The sequence below is a fragment of the Microbacterium sp. PAMC22086 genome (genome assembly GCF_019443525.1).
Taxonomy (GTDB): Bacteria; Actinomycetota; Actinomycetes; order Actinomycetales; family Microbacteriaceae; genus Microbacterium; species Microbacterium maritypicum.
Genome location: NZ_CP080380.1, coordinates 2,629,135 through 2,650,553, shown reverse-complemented (window position 1 = coordinate 2,650,553; position 21,419 = coordinate 2,629,135). Strand labels below are relative to the sequence as shown.

The following is a 21,419-nucleotide window of genomic DNA, read 5'->3' as shown; positions in this document are numbered from 1 at the left end:
AGGGTCGTGCGCCCGAGGTACGGAGAATCCCGAGCTGCACGGGGTAGGATTGGCACTCTGAACGTCCGAGTGCCAGCGGAAGGGAAGGGTGATGGTCACAGAGCGAGGACTCCAGGTTCTCCGCGCGATCGTGCAGGACTACGTCGAGACCCACGAGCCCGTCGGCAGCCGATCCATCGTCGACCGGCACTCCTTCGGCGTCTCCGCGGCGACGATCCGCAACGACATGGCGCTGCTCGAGGACGAAGAGCTCATCACGGCTCCGCACACCTCGTCAGGGCGCGTGCCCACCGACAAGGGCTATCGGGTGTTCGTGAATCACCTCGCCCAGCTGCGACCGCTCTCGTCGGCTCAGCGCTCGGCGATCGAGTCGTTCCTCGGCGAGCCTGCCGACCTCGATGACCTGATGGTCCGCACGGTGCGGGTGCTCACGCAGCTGACAGGACAGGTCGCGCTCGCACAGTATCCGTCGTTCGCGCGTGCGCACGTGACGCATGTCGAACTGGTGGCCCTGGCACCGAACCGGTTGCTGATCGTGCTGGTCACCGATGCCGGCGGCGTGTCACAGCGGATCGCCCCCCTGCCGGAGATCATCGACGAGTCCGACCTCGCGGTGCTTCGCGCCCGACTGTCCGCGTTGATCACCGGTCAGGGCATCGGCGAGGCCTCCGACCGTCTGCAGGCGTTGCTGGCCGCCGAGGAGAAGCCCCAGGATGCGGTGCTGCGCACGCTCGCCGGTGTCGTCGTGGACGAGCTCGGCGGATTCCGCCAGGAGCGTCTGGTGATGGCGGGAGCGGCGACCCTCGCGCGCCGGGAGCAGGACTTCCGCGGCAGCATCCACCCCCTCCTCGAAGCCATCGAGGAGCAGGTCACGCTGCTGCGTCTGATGAGTGAGATGGTGACGGACGAGCACGGGCTCGCCGCCAGCATCGGCACCGAGAACGCCCCGTTCGGGCTCGGTGAGGCGTCGATCGTCGCCAGCAACTACGCCGCGCCCAGTGGCACGGCGCGCGTCGGCGTGATGGGGCCGACGCGCATGGACTACCCGAGCAACCTCGCCGCAGCGCGGGCCGTGGCCCGCTACCTGTCGCGGATGCTCGATGAAGACGAGGCCGGCCGCTGACGCGGTCGCCGACAGTACACACGCAGAAAGGCGATCGTGGCGGACCACTATGAGGTTCTCGGGGTGTCCCGAGACGCTTCCACCGACGAGATCAAGAAGGCGTACCGACGTCTCGCACGGCAGTTGCACCCGGATGTGAACCCGGGAGAAGACGCTGCGGAGAAGTTCAAGCTCGTCACGCACGCGTACGACGTGCTCAGCGACGACGACTCCCGCCGACGCTATGACATGGGCGGCGGAGACGGCGCTGCGGGGAACTTCGGCGGGTTCGGCGACATCTTCGAGACGTTCTTCGGCGCCTCGCAGGGCGGCGGACGCGGTGCGCGTCCGCGTTCGCGCCGCGAGCGGGGCCAGGACGCCCTCGTCCGCGTGACGCTCGATCTCGGCGACGTCGTGTTCGGAGCGCACCGTGACATCGACGTCGACACGGCGGTGCTGTGCGAGACGTGTCAGGGTTCGTGCTGCCAGGAGGGCACCTCCCCGGTCACCTGCGACATCTGCGGCGGCTCCGGTCACGTGCAGCGTCAGGTTCGCAGCCTGCTCGGCAACGTCGTCACCTCCCAGCCCTGCGGCACCTGTGAGGGCTACGGCACGACGATCCCGTACCCCTGTGGCACCTGCGGCGGCCAGGGCCGTGTGCGTTCGCGCCGTACGGTGTCGCTCGACATCCCGGCCGGCGTCGAGACCGGGCTCCGTCTGCAGCTGCCCGGCTCCGGCGAGGTCGGCAAGGCGGGCGGACCGAACGGAGACCTCTACGTGGAGGTGACGGTCAACCCGCACGCGGCCTTCAGCCGTGACGGCGACGACCTGCTCGCGACCTTGGAGGTGTCCATGACGGATGCGATCCTCGGCACCGAGACCAAGATCCAGGGGCTCGACGGCGAGGTCGACCTCGAGATCCGCCCCGGCGTGCAGTCTGGCGACGTGCTCACGATCAAGGGCCGAGGCATCACTCCGCTTCGTGGCACGCAGCGGGGCGACCTGCGCGTCGGCGTGCAGGTGCTCACCCCCACGCGGCTGGATTCCGCGCAGCGGGCGCTCATCGAGGACTTCGCCAAGAAGGCGAAGTCGCCCGAGCCGCAGCTGGCACAGTTCCAGCAGGGACTCTTCTCCAAGCTCCGCGACCGCTTCCGCAGCCACTGATCATGGCACTGCATTTCCTCGTCGAGTCGTCGACGGATGCCGCCGTCGGCGACCTCGTGTCGTTGATCGGGGCCGAGGCGAAGCACGCAGCCGTCGTGAGACGACTTCGCATCGGCGAGGCGGTCACGGTCGGCGACGGTGCCGGGGTGTGGTTGGCCGGGACCGCCGAAGAGGTGTCTCCCGCTCGCGTCGATGTGCGCATCGCGGAGCGCGTCGAGCATCCTGCGCCCACGCCGCGGATCGTCCTGGTCCAGGCGCTGGCGAAGGGCGATCGCGACGAGCTCGCCGTGCAGGCCGCGTGCGAACTCGGCGTCGACGAGATCGTGCCCTGGCAGGCGAGCCGGAGCGTGTCGCGTTGGGAGGGACCCAAGGCGGCGAAGGGGCGCGAACGTTGGGCGACCATCGTGCGCGAGTCGGCCAAGCAGGCTCACCGCGCCTGGCTCCCCGACGTCGTCGCGCCGGTGTCGACCACGCAGCTCGCCGAGCGGGCGCGTGAGCAGCGCGTTCTGCTGCTCGATCCGACCGCGCCCGTGCGACTGTCGGAGATCGAACCGGACGGCCGTGACCTGGTGCTGGTCGTGGGGCCGGAGGGAGGGATCTCCGAGGAGGAGCTCCGCCGGTTGACGGAGGCGGGGGCGGAACGTGTGCTCCTCGGGGACACGGTGCTGCGCACCTCGACGGCGGGACCTGCCGCGATCGCCGTGCTGTCGGTCGCGCTCGGGCGATGGTGACGGCACCGCGAGCACACGACGACTGGCTCACGGCTGCGGGGTCGCTGTGTCAGTAGACTTGTCGGCATGACGGACACCTCGATCTTCACGCGCATTCTGAACGGGGAGATCCCTGCCGAGATCATCGGCGAGACCGACCGCCTCTTCGCTCTGCGCGACATCGCCCCGCAGGCACCGGTGCATCTGCTCGTGGTGCCGAAGTCGGCGGAGTACCGCGATGTCACCGAACTCGCTGCGGGGGATCCCGCTCTGCTGGCCGAGATGATCGCCTTCGCGGGGACGCTCGCCAAGGAGCACACCGAAGACGGCGACTTCCGCCTCGTCTTCAACACCGGCGCCAACGCCGGACAGACCGTTTTCCACGTCCACGCGCACGTGCTGGCCGGCGGATTGACCGAGAAGAGCGTCGGTGCCTGAGAACCACGAACCCCAGGAGCGGAGCCTCGGCGGCCAGCCTCCCGAGGCGGTCGAGAAGATCTACGCCGACGGCGTCGCGATGGTCCAGCTGCTCGGGCCGCAGGACCGGCTTCTGCGGATGCTGGAGAAGGAGCACCGTGACGTCCAGGTGCTGGTGCGCGGCAACGAGATCACACTCAGCGGCACCGCCGATGCGGTCGCGAAGGCGAAGACACTGGTCGAAGAGCTTCTCGAGATGACCAGGGCAGGGCATGATCTGGCCCCGAGCGATGTCTCCAGCTCAGCACGCATGCTGCGGCAGGAGGGGGGCCCGCGTCCGAGCGAGGTCCTGGGCGAGGCTATCCTGACGACCCGCGGCAAGGTCATCCGTCCGAAGACCCTCGGGCAGAAGGAGTACGTCGACGCGATCGAGGAGAACACGATCGTGTTCGGCATCGGTCCCGCCGGTACCGGCAAGACCTACCTCGCGATGGCGAAGGCCGTGCAGGCGCTCCAGCGCAAAGAGGTCACCCGCATCATCCTCACGCGTCCCGCCGTCGAGGCGGGGGAGCGGCTCGGTTTCCTTCCCGGCACCCTGACCGACAAGATCGATCCGTACCTGCGCCCGCTGTACGACGCGCTCAACGAGATGATGGACCCGGAGATCGTCCCGCGCCTCATGGCGACCGGCACGATCGAGGTGGCACCTCTCGCCTACATGCGCGGCCGTACCCTCAACGACTCCTTCGTCGTGCTCGACGAGGCGCAGAACACCACCCCAGAGCAGATGAAGATGTTCCTGACCCGTCTCGGCTTCGGCACGCGGATGGTCGTCACCGGTGACATCACGCAGGTCGACCTTCCGCAGGGATCCTCGGGGCTCCGGCTGGTGACCCGCGTGCTCGACGGCATCGACGACATCCACTTCTCCCGGCTCACGAGTGACGACGTCGTGCGGCATTCGCTGGTCGGACGCATCGTCGACGCGTACAGCGAATACGACGAGAAGCGCACCGCGCAGCGGTTCGAGCGCGAACAGGCGGCCGAGTTCGCCAATCGGGCCGAGCGCAGGGGAGCACAACGACCAGGACCGCGTGACCGCGCGCCGAAACGAGGACTCTCATGATCGAGATCAACAACGAGTCGGCCATCGACGTCGACGAGGCCGTGCTGCAGCGGCTGACGGACTTCAACCTCGCGCAGCTGCACGTCAGCCCGGATGCCGAGTTGGCGATCGTCCTCGTCGACGAGGGAGCCATGGAAGCCCTCCACGTGCAGTGGATGGATGAGCCCGGTCCCACCGACGTGCTGAGTTTCCCGATGGACGAGCTGCGTCCCGGAACCGAGGACCGTCCGACGGCTCCCGGCCTGCTCGGCGACATCGTGCTCTGCCCGCAGGTGGCCGAGACGCAGGCGCAGGCTGCGGGCCACACTCTGATGGACGAGCTCATCCTGCTCACCACTCACGGGCTGCTGCACCTCCTCGGTTTCGATCACGCCGAGCCCGACGAGGAGCGTGAGATGTTCGGGCTGCAGAAGGAGCTGATCCAGGGCTTCGCCGTAGCTGAACGCCGGCGATGACCGCGGCTCTCCTCCTGATCGCCGCCGTGCTGCTGGTGGCGTTCGGCGGTCTCATGTCCGCGATCGACGCCGCATACGGAGTCACATCGCGCGCCGGTCTCGCCGACATGGCGACAGAGGGTCGCAGAGCCAAGGCGCTGGGTCGCATCGCCGCTGACCTCGACGCGCACGTGAACGCCGTGGCCTTCATCCGCGTGCTCGCGGAGGTCACAGCGGCCGTGCTCGTGACGGTGGCATTCACGATCCTGATCGAGAACAACTGGTGGGCGATGCTCGCCGCCGCCGTCCTCATGACGGCCATCACGTTCGTGCTCGTGGGAGCGAGTCCTCGGTCGTTCGGTCGCCAGCACGCCGAGGCGATGATCCGCGGCACGGCCTCGATCGTGCGAGGGCTCCGTATCTTCCTCGGGCCGCTTGCACAGGGGCTCGTCCTGCTCGGCAACCGCGTGACGCCCGGCACGGGCCGCAGCTCCTTCACCAGCGAGGACCAACTGCTCAGCATGGTCGACGAGGCGGCGTCGAACGACCTCATCGAGGAGGACGACCGCGATCTCATCCACTCGGTCTTCGACTTCACCGATCAGTTCGTCCGCGCCGTGATGGTGCCCCGCACGGAGATGGTCACGGTCGATGCGACGGCGACCACGGACGAGGCGATGTCGCTCTTCCTGAACCGCGGTGTGTCCCGGATGCCCGTCGTCGATGATGATGCCGACGACGTCGTCGGAGTGCTGTACCTCAAGGATCTCGTGCAGTTCGCGTACCGCGACGACAGTGCGTGGCGCGCGGCGTCCATCCGGCCGATCGCCCGCCCTGCGACCTTCGTCCCCGAGTCGATGCGCGCGGAGACGCTCCTGCAGCAGATGAAGCGCGACGCCGTGCACGTCTGTCTGGTGATCGACGAGCACGGGGGGATCTCTGGCCTGGTCACTCTGGAGGATCTGATCGAGGAACTCGTCGGCGAGATCTCCGACGAGTACGATCAGGTATCGGCGGAATTCGTCGATCTCGGTCACGGGCGATACCGCGTGAGCGCCCGACTCTCGCTCGAGGATGTCGGCGACCTGTTCGGTCTCGAGCTCGAGGACGAGGACGTCGATTCGATCGGCGGGCTGCTCGGCAAGGCGCTGGGACAGGTTCCGCAGCCCGGGGCGACGGCCACCGTGGAAGGCTTGGTGCTCACGGGCGGCGCATCGCGCGGTCGCGGGCGAGGGATCGCGACGGTGTTCGTGGAACGTGCGGCGGGGGAACCCGACGATGTGCAGGATGAAGGAGATCGAGACGATGACTGACGACACTCGAAGCGGGTTCGTGACCTTCGTCGGCCGCCCCAATGTCGGGAAGTCGACGCTCACCAACGCGCTCGTCGGCGAGAAGATCGCGATCACCAGCGAGAAGCCGCAGACGACGCGTCGGGCGATCCGTGGAATCGTCAACCGGCCGGAGGGGCAGCTCGTCATCGTCGACACCCCCGGCATCCACAAGCCGCGTACGCTGCTCGGCGAGCGGCTCAATGATCTCGTCGAGCAGGTGCTGGGCGACGTCGACGTCATCGGCTTCTGCGTGCCCGCCAACGAGAAGGTCGGCCCCGGCGACCGGCGGATCGCCGCCTCTCTCGACGGCTACCCGCGCGCGAAGAAGATCGCGATCGTGACCAAGATGGATGCGGCCGGGCGCGACGAGGTCACCGAGCGGCTGATGGAGGTCGACTCCCTCCGGGAGGACTGGGCCGCGGTCATCCCGCTGTCTGCACTGACCCGTGAGCAGCTCGACGTGCTCTCGGACGAGATCCTCTCGCTGATGCCGCAGGGTCCTGCGCTGTATCCGGAGGGCATCACGACCGACGAGTCGGAAGAGGACCGGATCGCGGAGATGATCCGCGAGGCCGCCCTCGAAGGCGTGCGCGATGAGCTTCCGCACTCGATCGCCGTCGTGATCGACGACATCGCACCCCGGGAGGGCACCGACCTGACCGACGTGCATGCCTCGATCGTGGTCGAACGAGACAGCCAGAAGGCGATCATCATCGGGCATAAGGGAAAGCGGCTCAGCGAGGTGGGTGCACGCGCGCGTGTCGGGATCGAAGAGCTGCTGGGGACACGCGTGTTCCTCGGGCTGCATGTGAAGGTCGCGAAGGAGTGGCAGCGCGATCCGAAGCAGCTCGGCAGGCTCGGATTCTGAGATGACGTCCGGCACCACGTCGATGGCGGCGGGAAGACCGCCGACCCCGGCGACATGAGCGGTCGCAGCGAAGACCCGGATCCGCTGCGCACCGAGGTCTTCACCCGAGTGTTCGACGAGCACTGGGCGGCAGTGCGCCATCACATCGAGGGTGTGGTCGGTGCGGAGGAAGAAGTCACCGAGATCGTCTCGGAGGTGTTCCTTCTCGCGTGGACGAAGCTCAGACCCGCGCGACCGCCCAGTCGCGTCTGGCTGCTGCGCGCCGCGGATCGGAGGCTACGTGCGCGTTCGGGTCGATCGTCCACTCCGTATGGTGCGCTCGACGCGGTGCATCTGGGACTCTCCGGCGAAGAGGGCCGACCGGATCAGCGCGGCCGTGTCGAAGTCCTCCGCGCCTTGTCTGTCCTCACCCCAGCACAGAGGCGTATCATCATGCTCACGTACTGGGATGGACTCGCGGTGGGGGAGATCGTGGAGTTGATGCGTGCTTCCGAGTTCCGAGTGCGCAAGACGCTGGGACGCGCGCGGCATCGCCTGTGCGCGGAGCTGGGCCTGGAGGGGGCGACAACGGGTGATGACTGACAACGCCGTGCTCGAACGGATGCTGAGCGAAGCCGACCCCGCGCTGACGCCCCGTGACGCTGCGCCCGATGCGCGGGCGCTTGCCACACGTGACCGCATCCTCCGCACGAGCCTGGCGCCCCGCAGACGGCGTCGACGTGCCTGGGGCTGGGCCTCCGGTCTGACGGCAGTCGCCGCATCGATGGCGTTGGCATTCGCCGTGTTCTCTCCTCAGGGTGCCGCGGTGGCGGGGATGCCGTCGCCTCTCGACTTCGAAGGCGCGACCACGGTCGCCCAGGTGGTCGACGACGCCGAGACGGCTCTCGCCGGTTCGACCGGACCCGCGGCGCCGGAGCGCACCGTCAGGACCGCTTCCTGGGGATTCTCGGTCGAAGTCGAGGCGAAGGTCAGCAAGGTGGTGCCGCAGCTCTCCACGCTCACGTGGGAACCGGACGGCTCGGGTCGCATGACGATCATCGCCGGTGTTCCCTACGACCCTGAGGACGCGGTCGCGAGCAACGCCGCTGAGGTGACCAGCAGCGGGGAGGTCGTCACCGACCTCGTGATGGCGCCCGGCGATTTCTACACGCCCTGGACAGAAGTGCCCGGCGAGACTCGTCAAGACATGATCGCCATCCTCCGTGCCTTCGGCATGCCGGAGAACCCGACGGCATACGACGTCGAGTTGGCTTTCACATCGGTCCTCGATCAATGGACGCTGACGAATGCTCAACACCGCGAACTGCTCGGACTCCTCGAGGAGGCGCAGGGCGGTGAGGCGCTCGGAGTGACGAAGGACCGTCTGGGGCGTGATGTGAGCGGAGTCAGGGTGGTGTCACCGGACGGCGCCGCCAGCGATCTGATCCTGGTCTCACGTGATACCGGGAGGATCGTCGGCGTCGAACGCACAGTCCTGATCGCAGACGAGGTCTACGCCGCCGGTTCGATCATCTCCTATCGGATGTGGGACATCGATGAGGAGGCGATCAGATGACGTGGAGCACGATCGTCGCAGCGGCGGCGCTGGGCGCGATGCTCACGCTCGGAGTGACGCCCGCGCAGGCAGCACCGCAGGGTGACGACACTGTCGATCCCGAGATCATCGCGATGCTCGAGGAAGTGCCCGGCGGCGTGATCATCGATTCGACACATGCTGTGTGGCCCGCCCTCGGTATGGAACTCTCGATCAGGTCCGTCTCCACCAGATCAGTGCGTTCGGTCGGCAGCTGTGCGACCGATCGGCTCTGTGCCTACAGCGCCGGGGCGCTCGGCGGCAACAAGCTGACGTTCAGCCTGTGCAGCGTCAACACGATTCCCTCGACGTTCATCGCGAAATTGGTCGCCAACGCTCGTGGTACCGGCTATGTTCAGGCACGGTACGGGAGCGCCACCGTGGCCACGGTGAATGCGGGAAGTTGGGCGAACCTCGGCGCTGCGGTCAACAACCTCCGCTGCGTCCTCTGAGCCGGGGTCGGGCACCATGTCGGTCAGTACTCCGCAGTCTCGGCACTGGGTCGCGACGGCCTGGGGCCACCCGACAGTTGGGAGTTCGTCGAGCACGACACTCCTTCCCCGCAGAAGGGTGAGGTCACGATCCGTGTCCTCGCCGCCGGGGTGAACCCCGCAGACGCGAAGCATGTGGCTGCCGCCCGCCCGGGCGCCGAACTGCCCGTCCCGATCGGGTACGAGATCTCGGGGGAGGTCTCGGCGATCGGCGCGGACACCCGGATCGGTTCGGGCGCCGTCGACATCGGTGACGAGGTCATCGCCTTCCGCGTGCGCGGCGGCTACGCGACCGAGATCACCGTACCCGCCGAGAAGGTGTTCGCGAAGCCGTCGACTCTCACGCATCCTGAGGCGGCGAACCTGCTGCTCGTCGGCACGACCGCCGCGGAGATGCTCGCCGTCACCGGTGCGGCGCCGGGGGAGACGATCCTTCTCCATGGCGCTTCCGGCGCTGTCGGGGTGAGCGTGTTGCAGCAGGCGCGACTCCGCGGCGTCCGCGTCATCGGAACGGCCAGCGAGGCCCGCTTCGACGAGGTACGACGGTTCGGGGGCATTCCGGTGGAGTACGGCCCGGGGCTCGCTGGTCGCGTGCGCGACCTGGCGGGCGATCCGATCGCCGCGGCGCTGGATGCGGTGGGGACGACCGAGGCTGTCGACGTGTCCCTCGAACTCGTCCGAGACCGTCGGCGGATCGTCACGATCGCCGCTGCCGGTAGAGCCGCGACCGACGGCATCACGTTCATCGCGGGTTCGATGCCCGAAAGCGCCCGCTTCCGCGACGAGATACGCAGCGAGCTGATCGCCCTGGCGCAGAACGGCGATCTCGTCGTCCCCGTGGCCCGCGCCTTTGCCCTGGGCGAGGCACCCGCGGCGCATCGGCTCCTTGCCACCGGGCATCCCGGCGGCAAGCTCGCGCTGGTCCCGTAGATCAGTCGATCTCGCGGAGCGCGGAGGCCACGATCACGACGTCGTCGCCGTACTCGGCATCGACGGCATCCTGCATGCTTCCGTCGTCCCACACGACACTCAGCCAGACGTACCCGCGATCGGTGCGGAGAGCGAGTGCCTCCTCGCCGAGACGTGCGGAGATGTCGTCCTGGATCCGGGTGAGCTCATCGCTCGGCGTCGCGCCGTCCACCCCGCCCGTCGGATCGTCCGGAGCGATCGGGTCGTACAGCGCGAGCATGATGGGGGCGTCGGTGTTGGTGAGTCGCTCGCCGTCGAATGTCGCATACACGGCATAGGCCCCCCAGGTGGTCTCCCCGCTGGACTCGCTTCCCTCCACGCCCTCCCAGGACCAGTCGTCGAGAGGGACTCCGCTGCACTGCGGAGGGTGCGACTCCCTGATCGCGCCCATGCACAGCTGCACGTCGCCTGCCACGTCCAGCACCGTGCCCACCCCGATGACGCGCCCGTCAGGGAGATCGGGGCGGACGTTCTCGAGGCGCTGGTCGGAGGGCACCGTCGTGCTCGTAGGGGCCGCGGAGCTTCCGGGGCCCGACGTGCACGCGCTCAGGAACAGGAGGCCGACGGCTGAGGCCGCGGCGATGGCCAGGCGACGCTGCGATGTGCTCATACCGGGGAGTGTCGTCACCGCCGTGATCGTCTCAGCCTCGTCGAAACCGTCGTGGCATCCCTGCTACCATGACCTCATGCCTTTCGGCGGTCTGCTTCTTCTTAGCTGCCGCGACGAGTCCTAAAGCTAGGGCCTTCCTCGTCGCGGCGCTTGTGTTGGCCCGTTCATCTTGACGAAGAGAAGAAGCCCCATCATGCAGAACACTCAGCGCCCGTCCGCGATGCCGATCCACAAGTACCGGCCGTTCCACGAGCAGATCAACGTCCACCTGCCTGACCGCACTTGGCCCGACGCCCGCATCACCGAGGCGCCCCGTTGGTGCGCGGTCGACCTCCGCGACGGCAACCAGGCCCTGATCGACCCGATGTCGCCCGAGCGCAAGCGCGTGATGTTCGAGCTGCTCGTCAGCATGGGGTACAAGGAGATCGAGGTCGGCTTCCCCTCGGCGAGCCAGACGGACTTCGATTTCGTCCGCCAGCTCATCGACGAGAACCTGATCCCGGACGACGTCACGATCCAGGTGCTGACCCAGGCTCGTGAGCACCTCATCGCCCGCACCTACGAGTCGATCACCGGCGCGAAGCAGGCCATCGTGCACCTCTACAACTCCACGAGCGTGCTGCAGCGCGAAGTCGTGTTCCGCACCGACAAGCAGGGCATCATCGACATCGCGCTCGAGGGCGCACGCCTGTGTCGTCAGTTCGAGAAGACCATTCCCGACACGAACGTCTACTACGAGTACTCGCCCGAGAGCTACACCGGCACCGAGCTCGAGTTCGCCGTCGACATCTGCAACCAGGTGATCGAGGTCTTCGAGCCCACCCCCGACCGCAAGGTCATCATCAACCTGCCGGCGACCGTCGAGATGGCCTCGCCCAACGTCTACGCCGACTCGATCGAGTGGATGAGCCGCCACCTCGCGCATCGCGAGAACGTGATCCTGTCGCTGCACCCGCACAACGACCGCGGTACCGCGATCGCTGCCGCTGAGCTCGGCTACATGGCCGGTGCCGATCGCATCGAGGGCTGCCTGTTCGGCAACGGAGAGCGCACGGGCAACGTCGACATCGTCGCGTTGGGCATCAACCTGTTCACCCAGGGCATCGACCCGCAGATCGACTTCAGCGACATCGACCAGGTCAAGCGCACGGTCGAGTACTGCAACCAGCTGCCGGTGCCCGAGCGCAGCCCGTGGGCGGGCGACCTGGTCTTCACCGCGTTCAGCGGATCGCACCAGGACGCGATCAAGAAGGGCTTCGAGGCCATGGCGGTTCGTGCCGAGGCCGAGGGCGTCACGGTCGACGACATCGAGTGGGCGGTGCCGTACCTGCCCATCGATCCGAAGGATCTGGGGCGTTCGTACGAGGCCGTCATCCGCGTCAACTCGCAGTCCGGCAAGGGCGGCGTCGCCTACCTGCTGAAGGCCGACCACGCCATCGACCTGCCCCGCAAGCTGCAGATCGAGTTCTCCGGTGTCGTGCAGGCGAAGACCGATGCCGAGGGCGGCGAGGTCACGAGCGACCAGATCTGGTCGATCTTCAACGACGAGTATCTGCCCGCCGCCGACACCGCGGCCAAGTGGGGACGCTTCGAACTGCTCGCGACGCAGACCCGCAGCGACATGTCCGGCGAGGTCGTGCTCGACGTCGTGCTGCGCGACGACGACCAGCAGGTGTCTGTCACCGGCAACGGCAACGGTCCGGTCGCTGCCTTCGTCGAGGTGCTGCGCGCACAGGGCTTCGACATCACGGTGTACGACTATGTCGAGCACGCTCTCAGCGCCGGCGGTGACGCGCAGGCCGCGGCCTACGTCGAACTGCAGGTCGGTGACCAGCGTCTGTGGGGCGTCGGCATCGACGGCGACATCTCGACGGCGTCGCTCAAGGCGATCGTGTCGGGAGTGAACCGCTCGATCCGCACGCGTCAGCAGGAGCTCGCGGCGGTCTGATCGTCCACGCACAGGCGGCGGCCGGAATCCCCTGCGGATCCCGGCCGCCGTCGCCTGCATCTGCGCTGACGGTCGTCCGCGCAGGGCACGTCGGCGCGTGCGGTCTCCTCGTCCTCACGGCGTGAGCCGGGCTCGGGATGCCGCCCGCGTCAGAGGTCGATGCCGGGCTTGACGATCGCGATGGCACCCGTCTCGGCGGCGACCTTGCGACGGTAGATGCGCCGCTGCTCCGGCAGGGAGACGTCGAAGGTCACGGCGAGGACCCGGATGACAGCGGTGACCGCGATGCCGACGACCGCGGCGAGTGTGATCGGCATCCCCAGCGCCACGGCGATCACGATGAACGTGCACCCCGCGCCGGCGGCCACAGCGTAGAGCGAGCCGACGTGCATGATCGCGGTCGGCAGGCCCATCAGCATGTCGCGGAGCACGCTGCCGCCGACGGCGGCGCAGACGCCGATGAAGACGGCCGGCACCTCGGGGATGCCGAATGCGAGGGCCTTGCTCGTCCCGAAAGCGCCGAACATGCCGATCACCACGGCATCGAGCACGACGATCGCCGTGTTCAGGCGGGTGAAGAGGCCGGACAGCAGCATCCCGAGGAGCGCGGCGCCGCCTGCCGTCACCAGATACCACTGGTTCTGGAGCGTCGCGGGCGTCTGCCCGAGCAGGATGTCGCGGATCAGACCTCCGCCCATGCCGATCATGATGCCGATGATGGCGACACCCAGCCAATCGAGCCGACGCTGGCCCTGGAACCCCGATGCGAACATCGCGCCCTGGACCCCGCCGAGGCCGACGCCGAGCAGGTCCGCCCACAGCGGAATGGTGAAGAGCGGTTCGGTCACGCGTCCATTCTCGCGCACGGAGGATAATCGAAGGGTGCCCACCTATCGAGACGAAGCGGTGATCCTGCGCACCCACAAACTCGGTGAGGCGGATCGCATCGTCACGATGCTCTCGCGACGCCACGGCAAGGTCAGGGCGGTGGCCAAGGGTGTGCGCCGGACGTCGTCGAAATTCGGTGCCAGGCTCGAGCCGTTCATGGTGGCCGACGTGCAGCTCTACCAGGGCCGCTCCCTCGATATCGTGCAGCAGGCCGAGTCGCTCGGCTCCTACGGAACGGACATCGCCGCGCACTACGACCGCTTCACCGCGGCGAACGCCATGGTCGAGACCGCCGACCGCCTGAGCGACGCGGAGGCGACTCCCGATCAGTACCTGCTCCTCGTGGGTGGACTGCGGGCGCTGTCGCGCGGAGAGCACGTCGCCCGGAGCATCCTCGATTCGTACCTCCTGCGGGTCATGTCGCTGTCCGGGTGGGCGCCCTCGCTCGACGAGTGCGCACGGTGCGGCACACCAGGGCCGCACTCGCGGTTCGTCGCGCAGCTGGGCGGCGTGGTGTGCCAGAACTGCGCCCCCGCCGGCAGCCCGCGCGTCGCCGAGAAGACCCTGGGCCTGCTCCGATCTCTCATCGCGGGGGAGTGGGACGTGATCGACGCCGCTCCGCACGCCGACACCGCCGCTGCGTCCGGACTCGTCTCCGCCTACGCCCAATGGCACCTGGAGCGCGGCATCCGCTCGCTCGCCCACGTGTCCGACATCACTTCAGGAGGAGAACGGTGAGCCCGAAGCCGTACACGCACAAAGACGCCGTGGCCTATCGCCCGCTGGACTGGACGGGCGCGTATCCGCCCGCGTTCCGCGCCGTACCCGCGCACGTCGCGATCGTGATGGACGGGAACGGACGCTGGGCCAACCGCCAGGGACTCACTCGCATCGAAGGACACAAAGCGGGCGAGGAGGTGCTGCTCGACGTAGTCGCCGGCGCGATACAGGCGGGGGTGAAGCACCTCTCGGTCTATGCCTTCTCCACCGAGAACTGGGCGCGCTCTCCGGAAGAGGTCCGCTTCCTCATGGGCTACAACCGCGATGTGCTGCATCGCCGTCGTGACCAGCTCAACGAATGGGGCGTGCGCATCCGCTGGGCCGGCCGCAAGCCCCGGCTGTGGGGGAGCGTCATCAAGGAGCTGCAGTACGCCGAGCAGCTGACCCGCGACAACGACGTGCTCACCCTCACGATGTGCGTGAACTACGGCGGCAGGGTCGAGCTCGTCGATGCGATGCGGGCCATCGCCGAAGACGTCGCCGCCGGGCGGGTGAAGCCCAAGGCGATCAGCGAGAAGATGATCCGTCGGAACCTCTACGTGCCCGACATGCCGGACGTCGATCTGTTCCTGCGCAGCTCGGGGGAGCAGCGCACCTCGAACTTCCTGCTGTGGGAGTCGGCATACGCCGAGATGGTGTTCCTCGACACGCTCTGGCCCGACTTCTCACGTGAGGAACTGTGGCGGGCGATCGGCGTCTACCTCGCCCGGGACCGCCGCTTCGGCGGCGCGATCGACACTCCTGACGCGTCGGCCTGAGACCGCAGCCATCGCTCCGTCTCCCGCGGATGCCGCAGCCGCACGACGGTGAGGTGCGGGAAGCGCTCCTGCATCTCCGGGAACCGCTCGTGCCATTTGTGCAGTGTCGCCCTCTGCCACGCCAGGATGTTCTCCTCGGGATCGCGGTTGAGGAGGTTCCACGGTCCCTTCTCGCGGTTGCCGTTCCAGAGCTCTCGCCGCAGGATGCCTCGGGCCAGGGTGCGCCGCATCAGACGGCCGCGCACCACACGGTAGGGGTAGTCGAGCCAGAGCGCGAGCTGGGCGCGCGGTGCGAGGATCGCGTCGGTGCCCTTGCTCGTGTACTGCCATTCGGTGACCCATCGATCTTCGGCGGCGAAGTCGCGCACGTCGTCGAGGAACTCGGGCCTCGGAGTCCAGTTCGCCCCGTGGAACAGGCCGTCGATCTCGATGTGGCGCAGTCCCCACAGTGCGCCGATGCGACCAGACAACGTGGTCTTCCCCGATCCGGAGACGCCGGCCACCAGCACCCGCTCCGGGGTGAACGGGAGCGGATCGTCGGCGCAGAACATCCGAGAATCCTACCCACCGTGGCGCGGCGCCGAGGAATAGCTCATAGGCGCATGCGGTTGGATGAAAGTGTGACTGAACCCATCTCCATCGACATCTGGTCCGACATCGCCTGCCCCTGGTGCTACATCGGCAAGCGCAACCTCGAGAAGGGTCTCGAAGCGGTCGCGGCCGATGAGGATGCGCCGCAGGTCAACATCACCTTCCATTCGTTCGAGCTCTCGCCCGACACTCCCGTCGACTTCGACGGTGACGAGGTCGACTTCCTCGCCGGGCACAAGGGCATGCCGCGCGAGCAGGTCGAGCAGATGCTGTCGAACGTGACCGGCGTGGCCGCGAACGCGGGGCTCGAGTACCGCTTCGATCTGCTGCAGCACACCAACACGGTGAAGGCACACGAGCTGCTGCACTTCGCGAAGGCCGAGGGGCGTCAGCACGAGATGGAGGAGCGGCTCATGTCCGCCTACTTCACCGAGGGCAAGCACGTCGGGCGCATCGACGACCTCGTCGACCTCGCGGTCGAGGTCGGCCTCGACGCCGATCGAGCACGTGCGGCGCTCGAGAGCGAAGAGTTCCTTCCGGCCGTTCGCCAGGACCAGGCTCAGGCTCGCGCCTACGGCATCCAGGGCGTGCCGTTCTTCGTCGTCGACGGCCAGTACGGCATCAGCGGCGCCCAGCCGCCCGCCGCATTCGAGAACGTCCTTCGCGACCTCTGGTCGAAGCGCGGAGAGAGCGAGACGGAGACCGCAGCGGTCTAGCGGGTCAGAGCCGCTTCGATCGCGCTGACGATCTCGGGGGCGTCCGGCTTCTGCTTCGGGCGGAAGCGCAGGACGTCCCCATCCGGCAGCACGAGGAACTTCTCGAAGTTCCACTCCACCCGGCCGGCTTTGCCGCCGGCGTCCGGGGTCTCCTTGAGCGCCTTGTAGAGCTCCGCGGCGTTCTTCCCGTTCACCTTGACCTTGTCGTTGACCGGGAACGTGACGCCGTAGGTCGTCGAGCAGAACTCGAGGATGTCGTCCACCGAGCCGGGCTCCTGGCCGAAGAACTGGTTGCACGGGAAGCCGACGACCGTGAACCCGCGGTCGCCGTACAGACGCTGCAGCTCCTCGAGCTGCTCGTACTGGGGCGTGAGGCCGCACTTGGAGGCGACGTTCACGACCAGCACCACGTCGGCGCCGAGATCGTCGATGGTCTTCTCCTCGCCCTTCGCGTCGGTGAACGGGATCGTGCGGAGCGCGGAATCGGTCATACTTCACAGCTTAGATCGCAGCATCCCTCGTGGCTCTGCGTCTGGGAGAATGGAGGGGACATGACTCTCGCCACCGCCCCCGCCCGCCCCCTTCGCATCGGTCCGATCGATCTCGACGTGCCGGTCGTCCTCGCCCCCATGGCGGGGATCACCAACACCGCCTTCCGGCGTCTGTGCCGTGAGTACGGCGCCGGGCTCTATGTGAGCGAGATGATCACCTCGCGTGCCCTGGTCGAGCGCAACGAGACCACGATGCGGCTGATCCGCCATCACGAGTCGGAGACGCCGCGGTCGATCCAGCTCTACGGCGTCGACCCGAAGACCATCGCCGAGGCGGTGCGCATCATCGTGGCCGAGGATCACGCTGACCACATCGACCTCAACTTCGGGTGCCCGGTGCCGAAGGTCACCCGCCGCGGCGGGGGAGCGGCGCTGCCCTGGAAATCGAAGCTGTTCGCCGACATCGTCGACCAGGCCGTCAAGGCCGCAGGTGACGTGCCGCTCACGGTGAAGATGCGCAAGGGCATCGACCGCGATCACCTGACGTTCCTCGACGCCGGACGCGCGGCCGAAGATGCCGGTGCGGCTGCGGTCGCCCTCCACGCCCGCACCGCGAGCGAGTTCTACTCCGGCTTCGCCGACTGGAATGCCATCGGCGAGCTCAAGCAGGCCGTCACGAGCATTCCTGTGCTGGGCAACGGCGACATCTGGTCGGCCGACGACGCGGTGCGCATGATGGCCCAGACCGACTGCGACGGCGTCGTGGTCGGACGCGGCTGCCTCGGACGCCCGTGGCTGTTCGGCGAGCTGGCGACGGCTTTCGGCGGCGAGGGCAAGACCGTCGATGCCACGCTCGGATTCGTCGCGAACGCCTTCCGGCGTCATGCAGAGCTTCTCGTCGAGTTCTTCGAGGATGAGGACCGCGGGTGCCGCGACGTGCGCAAGCACGTGTCCTGGTACTTCAAGGGGTATCCGGTCGGCGGCGACATCCGCACGGGGCTCGCCACCGCGTCCAGCCTCGCGGAGATCGACGACTTCCTCGGGCGCCTCGACCACACCGCGCCGTACCCGGGTGCGGATGCCGAGGGCCAGCGCGGTCGGTCAGGTCACCCCAAGCGCACGGCGCTGCCCGACAAGTGGTTGGAGTCTCGGGAGCTCGCATCGTCGGCCTCCGAGATGATGCGTGGAGCGGAGATCGAGAACAGTGGTGGTTGATCCCCAGGTCGGCCTGCGCGCCGACGGCTATGACGCGCGCGATGCCGAGCGCTTCTTCGCCGAGACCCACCGTTCCGAGCGCAACGACTTCGCCCGCGACCGCGCGCGGGTGCTGCATTCCGCAGCGCTGCGCCGGCTCGCCGCGAAGACGCAGGTGCTCAGCCCCGCCAGTACAGCCGACTTCGCGCGCAACCGCCTGACGCATTCCCTGGAGGTCGCACAGGTCGGGCGTGAGCTCGCGGTCGCCCTCGGCGTCTCGGCCGATGTCGTCGACACCGCGTGCCTCAGCCACGACCTGGGCCACCCTCCCTTCGGCCACAACGGCGAGCGGGCGCTCAACGAATGGGCCGAGCCCATCGGAGGGTTCGAGGGGAATGCGCAGTCCTTGCGCATCCTCTCCCGACTCGAGGCGAAGGTCCTCGACGACGATGACCGCTCGGTCGGACTGAACCTCACCCGCGCCAGTCTCGACGCCACGTGCAAGTACCCGTGGACGGTCGACAGCCCGGTTCCGGACCCGGGTGGTCGCCTGAAGTTCGGCGTCTACCCCGAAGACGAGGCGGTCTTCCGCTGGATGCGCGAGGGGGCACCGGGGCGTCTGCGCTGCATCGAGGCCGAGATCATGGACCTCTCCGACGACATCGCCTACTCGGTCCACGACTTCGAGGATGCGATCGTCAACGGCTACGTCGACGTCGCCCAGCTCGCCGATCCGCGCCAGCACGATGCCCTCGTCGGACGCATCCAGCAGTGGGTGGGCTACGACTTCACGCGCGACGAGCTCGCCGATGCTCTGTACCGCCTGGCATCGCAGCCGATGTGGCTGTCGTCGTTCGACCGCTCCCGTCAGGCACTCGCCCGACTCAAGAACCTGACGAGCGACCTGATCGGACGTTTCGCCCGTGCCTCGGTCTCCGCCACGAAGGAGGCGTACGGCTCGACCGCCCTGGTGCGCTACAACGCCCACGTCGTGGTGCCACGCGTGATCGAGGTGGAGATCGCGGTCCTCAAGGGCATCATGGGCCAGGCGATCGTCACGATCGAAGCCCGCAAGGGCGTCTACAAGGAGCAGCGACGCGTGCTCAAGCGGCTCGCCGACGCCCTCTGGTCGACCGACGCGCTGTGGTCCGCGGGCTCCGATGTGCTCGAGCCTGCATTCGCGGCCGACTTCGTCGCCGCGCAGAACGACGCCGAGCGCGCCAGGGTCGTGGTGGATCAGATCGCGAGCCTCACCGACCAGAGCGCGATCGATTGGCACAACCGGCTCGTCGGCGAGATCGATCCGGCCGAGGTCGGGATCTGGACTCCGCGTCACCCCCGTCCGGGCGCGCAGGCGCACGCCGAGCGGCTGCCCGTGGTCGAAGGGGCGCACTGATGCCGCGGATCCTGCAGGCCGACGTCGACGAGGTGAAGGCGCGGACGAACATCGCCGACATCATCGGTGAGCGTGTGGCTCTCAGATCGGCCGGGGTCGGATCCCTCAAGGGACTGTGTCCCTTCCACGACGAGAAGAGCCCGAGCTTCCATGTGCGCCAGCAGGTGGGGTACTACCACTGCTTCGGCTGCGGGGAATCCGGCGACGTCTACTCGTTTCTGCGGGAGATGGATCACGTCAGCTTCACCGAGGCCGTGGAGCGTCTCGCCGGGCGCATCGGATACACGCTGCATTACGAAGACGGGGGAGCGGCTCCCGAGACCAGCGGTCGCAGCCGTCTGTACGCTGCCAACACCGCGGCGGCGGAGTTCTTCCGCGCGCAACTGCTCACCCCCGATGCCGAGGCCGGGCGTCGCTTCCTGGGCGAGCGCGGGTTCGATGCGGGTGCTGCCGCGCATTTCGGCGTCGGTTTCGCCCCGCGCGGGTGGGACGGGATGCTCAAGGCCCTCACCGCGCAGGGATTCACGCGCGAGGAACTCAGCAACGCGGGTCTCGTCTCGACAGGACAGCGCGGCGTGTACGACCGCTTCCGTGGGCGGCTGGTGTGGCCGATCCGGGACGTGTCGGGACAGACCATCGGTTTCGGCGCGCGCAAACTGTTCGACGACGACCAGGGGCCGAAGTACCTGAACACCCCCGAGACGCCGATCTACAAGAAGGCGCAGGTGCTCTACGGGCTCGACCTCGCCAAGCGTGACATCGCTCGCGGGGATCCTCGCCGTGTCGTCGTGGTCGAGGGGTACACCGATGTGATGGCCTGCCACCTCGCGGGTCTCACGACCGCGATCGCCACCTGCGGCACGGCGTTCGGCACCGAGCACATCAAGGTCCTGCGCCGGGTGATGGGAGATGACAACGCCTCGGGCGAGGTCGTCTTCACCTTCGACGGAGACGAGGCGGGACAGAAGGCGGCCCTGCGTGCATTCACGGAGGACGACAGGTTCAACGCGCAGACTTTCGTCGCCGTCGCCCCTGACGGCATGGATCCGTGCGACCTGCGACTCCAGCGCGGAGATGCGGCCGTGCGCGGGCTGATGGACGCGAAGCAGCCGATGTTCGAGTTCGCGATCGACCGCAAGCTCGGCGGCTTCGATCTCTCCACCGTGGAGGGGCGGGTCGGCGCGCTGCGTGCGGCCGCGCCCATCGTGGCCGAGATCCGCGACCAGCTTCTTCGCCCGGGATACGAGCGGGTGCTGGCGCGCCGGCTCGGGATGGATCCCACTGAGGTGCGCAGCGAGGTCGAACGCGCGGCACGCGGCGCGTCGACTCCGCAGCAGGTGCGTCGGGAGGCTCCGCTGACCGATGCGGTGACGGGCGCTCCCGTCGTCGCTCCGGTCACTCTGTCGAGCCTGCCGCGCAGCCCCGACGTCGCCGTCGAACGCGACGCGCTGATGGGCGCCCTGCAGTACGGCCATCAGGTCGATCAGGCCCTCCTCAACAGGGCGTTGGAGGCGCCGTTCCGGACCCCCGGTCTCGACGCCGTGCGCGAGGCCGTCGCCGCCGCCCCCGACCGCACCAGGGCCGGGTGGGTGACCGAGGCGGTGAACAGCGTCCGTGAGCCCTACCGTTCGCTCGCGGGGGAGCTGTTGATGACGCCGTTCCCCGCCCGCGACGAAGAGCGAGCCGTCGCCACCGTGGCCGACCTCACCCGTCGACTCGTGCTCCGTCATCTCGAGCGCGAGAAGCAGGAGCTCCTCGGCGCGGTGCAGCGAGTGCCCGCGGATTCCGACGGAGGCCGCGCGCTGCGGATGCGGTTGCGCGACATCGATGCGGAGCGTCAGCGCTTCGCCGAGTCGTAA

23 protein-coding genes are annotated in these 21,419 nt (G+C 68.0%); 19 read left to right on the top strand and 4 right to left on the bottom strand.

Features of this window, described 5'->3' with window-relative positions:
- Positions 1–91 precede the first annotated feature (91 nt).
- The 12 genes from hrcA to KY497_RS13110 all read left to right on the top strand — a co-directional run bounded on the left by hrcA (position 92) and on the right by KY497_RS13110 (position 10,149).
- Positions 92–1,123 (top strand): heat-inducible transcriptional repressor HrcA, encoded by a 1,032-nt coding sequence (gene hrcA, locus KY497_RS13165; protein ID WP_219869226.1) that lies wholly within the window; start codon positions 92–94, stop codon positions 1,121–1,123.
- Positions 1,124–1,159: 36 nt separating this feature from the next.
- Positions 1,160–2,266, top strand: a complete 1,107-nt coding sequence (gene dnaJ, locus KY497_RS13160; protein WP_219869225.1) for a molecular chaperone DnaJ — start codon at positions 1,160–1,162, stop codon at positions 2,264–2,266.
- Between the two features lie 2 nt (positions 2,267–2,268).
- Complete coding sequence (locus tag KY497_RS13155; RefSeq protein WP_219869224.1) at positions 2,269–2,997, top strand: 16S rRNA (uracil(1498)-N(3))-methyltransferase; 729 nt, start codon at positions 2,269–2,271, stop codon at positions 2,995–2,997.
- A 66-nt stretch (positions 2,998–3,063) separates the two neighbouring features.
- Positions 3,064–3,414: an HIT domain-containing protein gene (locus KY497_RS13150; RefSeq protein ID WP_017830366.1), complete on the top strand. Its 351-nt coding sequence runs from the start codon at positions 3,064–3,066 to the stop codon at positions 3,412–3,414.
- Between the two features lie 79 nt (positions 3,415–3,493).
- Positions 3,494–4,519 carry a PhoH family protein gene (locus tag KY497_RS13145; RefSeq protein ID WP_229778869.1) on the top strand — a complete coding sequence of 342 codons (1,026 nt, stop codon included), beginning with the start codon at positions 3,494–3,496 and terminating at the stop codon, positions 4,517–4,519.
- Positions 4,516–4,974: an rRNA maturation RNase YbeY gene (ybeY, locus tag KY497_RS13140; RefSeq protein WP_219869223.1), complete on the top strand. Its 459-nt coding sequence runs from the start codon at positions 4,516–4,518 to the stop codon at positions 4,972–4,974. Before KY497_RS13145 ends, ybeY begins: the two co-directional genes overlap by 4 nt.
- The gene (locus KY497_RS13135) at positions 4,971–6,266 is read left to right on the top strand and encodes a hemolysin family protein (protein WP_141386095.1); all 1,296 of its coding nucleotides are present in this window, start codon (positions 4,971–4,973) and stop codon (positions 6,264–6,266) included. The genes ybeY and KY497_RS13135 overlap by 4 nt, the downstream gene beginning before the upstream one ends.
- A complete protein-coding gene (gene era, locus KY497_RS13130; protein WP_031206042.1) occupies positions 6,259–7,155 on the top strand; it encodes a GTPase Era in 897 nt (298 codons plus the stop codon). The genes KY497_RS13135 and era overlap by 8 nt, the downstream gene beginning before the upstream one ends.
- Positions 7,156–7,209: 54 nt before the next feature.
- Positions 7,210–7,737, top strand: coding sequence for an RNA polymerase sigma factor (locus tag KY497_RS13125; RefSeq protein ID WP_219869222.1), 528 nt, complete (start codon positions 7,210–7,212; stop codon positions 7,735–7,737).
- A complete protein-coding gene (locus KY497_RS13120; protein WP_219869221.1) occupies positions 7,730–8,710 on the top strand; it encodes a hypothetical protein in 981 nt (326 codons plus the stop codon). Before KY497_RS13125 ends, KY497_RS13120 begins: the two co-directional genes overlap by 8 nt.
- A complete protein-coding gene (locus tag KY497_RS13115) occupies positions 8,707–9,180 on the top strand; it encodes a hypothetical protein (RefSeq protein WP_219869220.1) in 474 nt (157 codons plus the stop codon). Before KY497_RS13120 ends, KY497_RS13115 begins: the two co-directional genes overlap by 4 nt.
- Before the next feature lie 150 nt (positions 9,181–9,330).
- Complete coding sequence (locus tag KY497_RS13110) at positions 9,331–10,149, top strand: zinc-binding dehydrogenase (protein ID WP_258185692.1); 819 nt, start codon at positions 9,331–9,333, stop codon at positions 10,147–10,149.
- Between the two features lies 1 nt (position 10,150).
- Here the strand turns inward: KY497_RS13110 and KY497_RS13105 are convergent, their stop codons facing one another.
- The gene (locus KY497_RS13105) at positions 10,151–10,798 is read right to left on the bottom strand and encodes a hypothetical protein (RefSeq protein WP_229778866.1); all 648 of its coding nucleotides are present in this window, start codon (positions 10,796–10,798) and stop codon (positions 10,151–10,153) included.
- Between the two features lie 193 nt (positions 10,799–10,991).
- On the opposite strand from KY497_RS13105, the gene leuA reads away from it, so the two are divergent.
- A complete protein-coding gene (leuA, locus tag KY497_RS13100) occupies positions 10,992–12,746 on the top strand; it encodes a 2-isopropylmalate synthase (RefSeq protein ID WP_219869219.1) in 1,755 nt (584 codons plus the stop codon).
- Between the two features lie 149 nt (positions 12,747–12,895).
- Here leuA and KY497_RS13095 read toward each other — a convergent pair whose 3' ends face one another.
- Positions 12,896–13,594, bottom strand: coding sequence for a trimeric intracellular cation channel family protein (locus KY497_RS13095; protein ID WP_055869141.1), 699 nt, complete (start codon positions 13,592–13,594; stop codon positions 12,896–12,898).
- 34 nt (positions 13,595–13,628) lie between these two features.
- On the opposite strand from KY497_RS13095, the gene recO reads away from it, so the two are divergent.
- Both recO and KY497_RS13085 read left to right on the top strand, forming a co-directional pair.
- Positions 13,629–14,372: a DNA repair protein RecO gene (gene recO, locus KY497_RS13090; RefSeq protein WP_055867697.1), complete on the top strand. Its 744-nt coding sequence runs from the start codon at positions 13,629–13,631 to the stop codon at positions 14,370–14,372.
- A complete protein-coding gene (locus KY497_RS13085; protein WP_219869218.1) occupies positions 14,369–15,172 on the top strand; it encodes an isoprenyl transferase in 804 nt (267 codons plus the stop codon). The genes recO and KY497_RS13085 overlap by 4 nt, the downstream gene beginning before the upstream one ends.
- Here the strand turns inward: KY497_RS13085 and KY497_RS13080 are convergent.
- On the bottom strand, positions 15,112–15,723 hold the full coding sequence (locus tag KY497_RS13080) for an AAA family ATPase (RefSeq protein ID WP_141386087.1): 612 nt from the start codon (positions 15,721–15,723) through the stop codon (positions 15,112–15,114). The genes KY497_RS13085 and KY497_RS13080 overlap by 61 nt on opposite strands.
- Before the next feature lie 69 nt (positions 15,724–15,792).
- On the opposite strand from KY497_RS13080, the gene KY497_RS13075 reads away from it, so the two are divergent.
- Positions 15,793–16,479 (top strand): DsbA family protein, encoded by a 687-nt coding sequence (locus KY497_RS13075; protein WP_055867703.1) that lies wholly within the window; start codon positions 15,793–15,795, stop codon positions 16,477–16,479.
- Here KY497_RS13075 and KY497_RS13070 read toward each other — a convergent pair.
- Positions 16,476–16,970 (bottom strand): glutathione peroxidase, encoded by a 495-nt coding sequence (locus KY497_RS13070; protein ID WP_141386086.1) that lies wholly within the window; start codon positions 16,968–16,970, stop codon positions 16,476–16,478. The two genes, KY497_RS13075 and KY497_RS13070, sit on opposite strands and share 4 nt — an antisense overlap.
- Positions 16,971–17,030: 60 nt before the next feature.
- Between KY497_RS13070 and dusB the strand changes: the two genes are divergently transcribed.
- Genes dusB through dnaG form a run of 3 tightly spaced genes read left to right on the top strand, consistent with a single transcriptional unit; the run spans position 17,031 to position 21,419 of the window.
- Positions 17,031–18,185 (top strand): tRNA dihydrouridine synthase DusB, encoded by a 1,155-nt coding sequence (gene dusB, locus KY497_RS13065; protein ID WP_055867704.1) that lies wholly within the window; start codon positions 17,031–17,033, stop codon positions 18,183–18,185.
- Entirely contained in the window at positions 18,175–19,560 is a 1,386-nt protein-coding gene (locus tag KY497_RS13060; RefSeq protein ID WP_055867706.1) for a deoxyguanosinetriphosphate triphosphohydrolase, read from the top strand. Before dusB ends, KY497_RS13060 begins: the two co-directional genes overlap by 11 nt.
- Positions 19,560–21,419 carry a DNA primase gene (gene dnaG, locus KY497_RS13055; RefSeq protein WP_219869217.1) on the top strand — a complete coding sequence of 620 codons (1,860 nt, stop codon included), beginning with the start codon at positions 19,560–19,562 and terminating at the stop codon, positions 21,417–21,419. Before KY497_RS13060 ends, dnaG begins: the two co-directional genes overlap by 1 nt.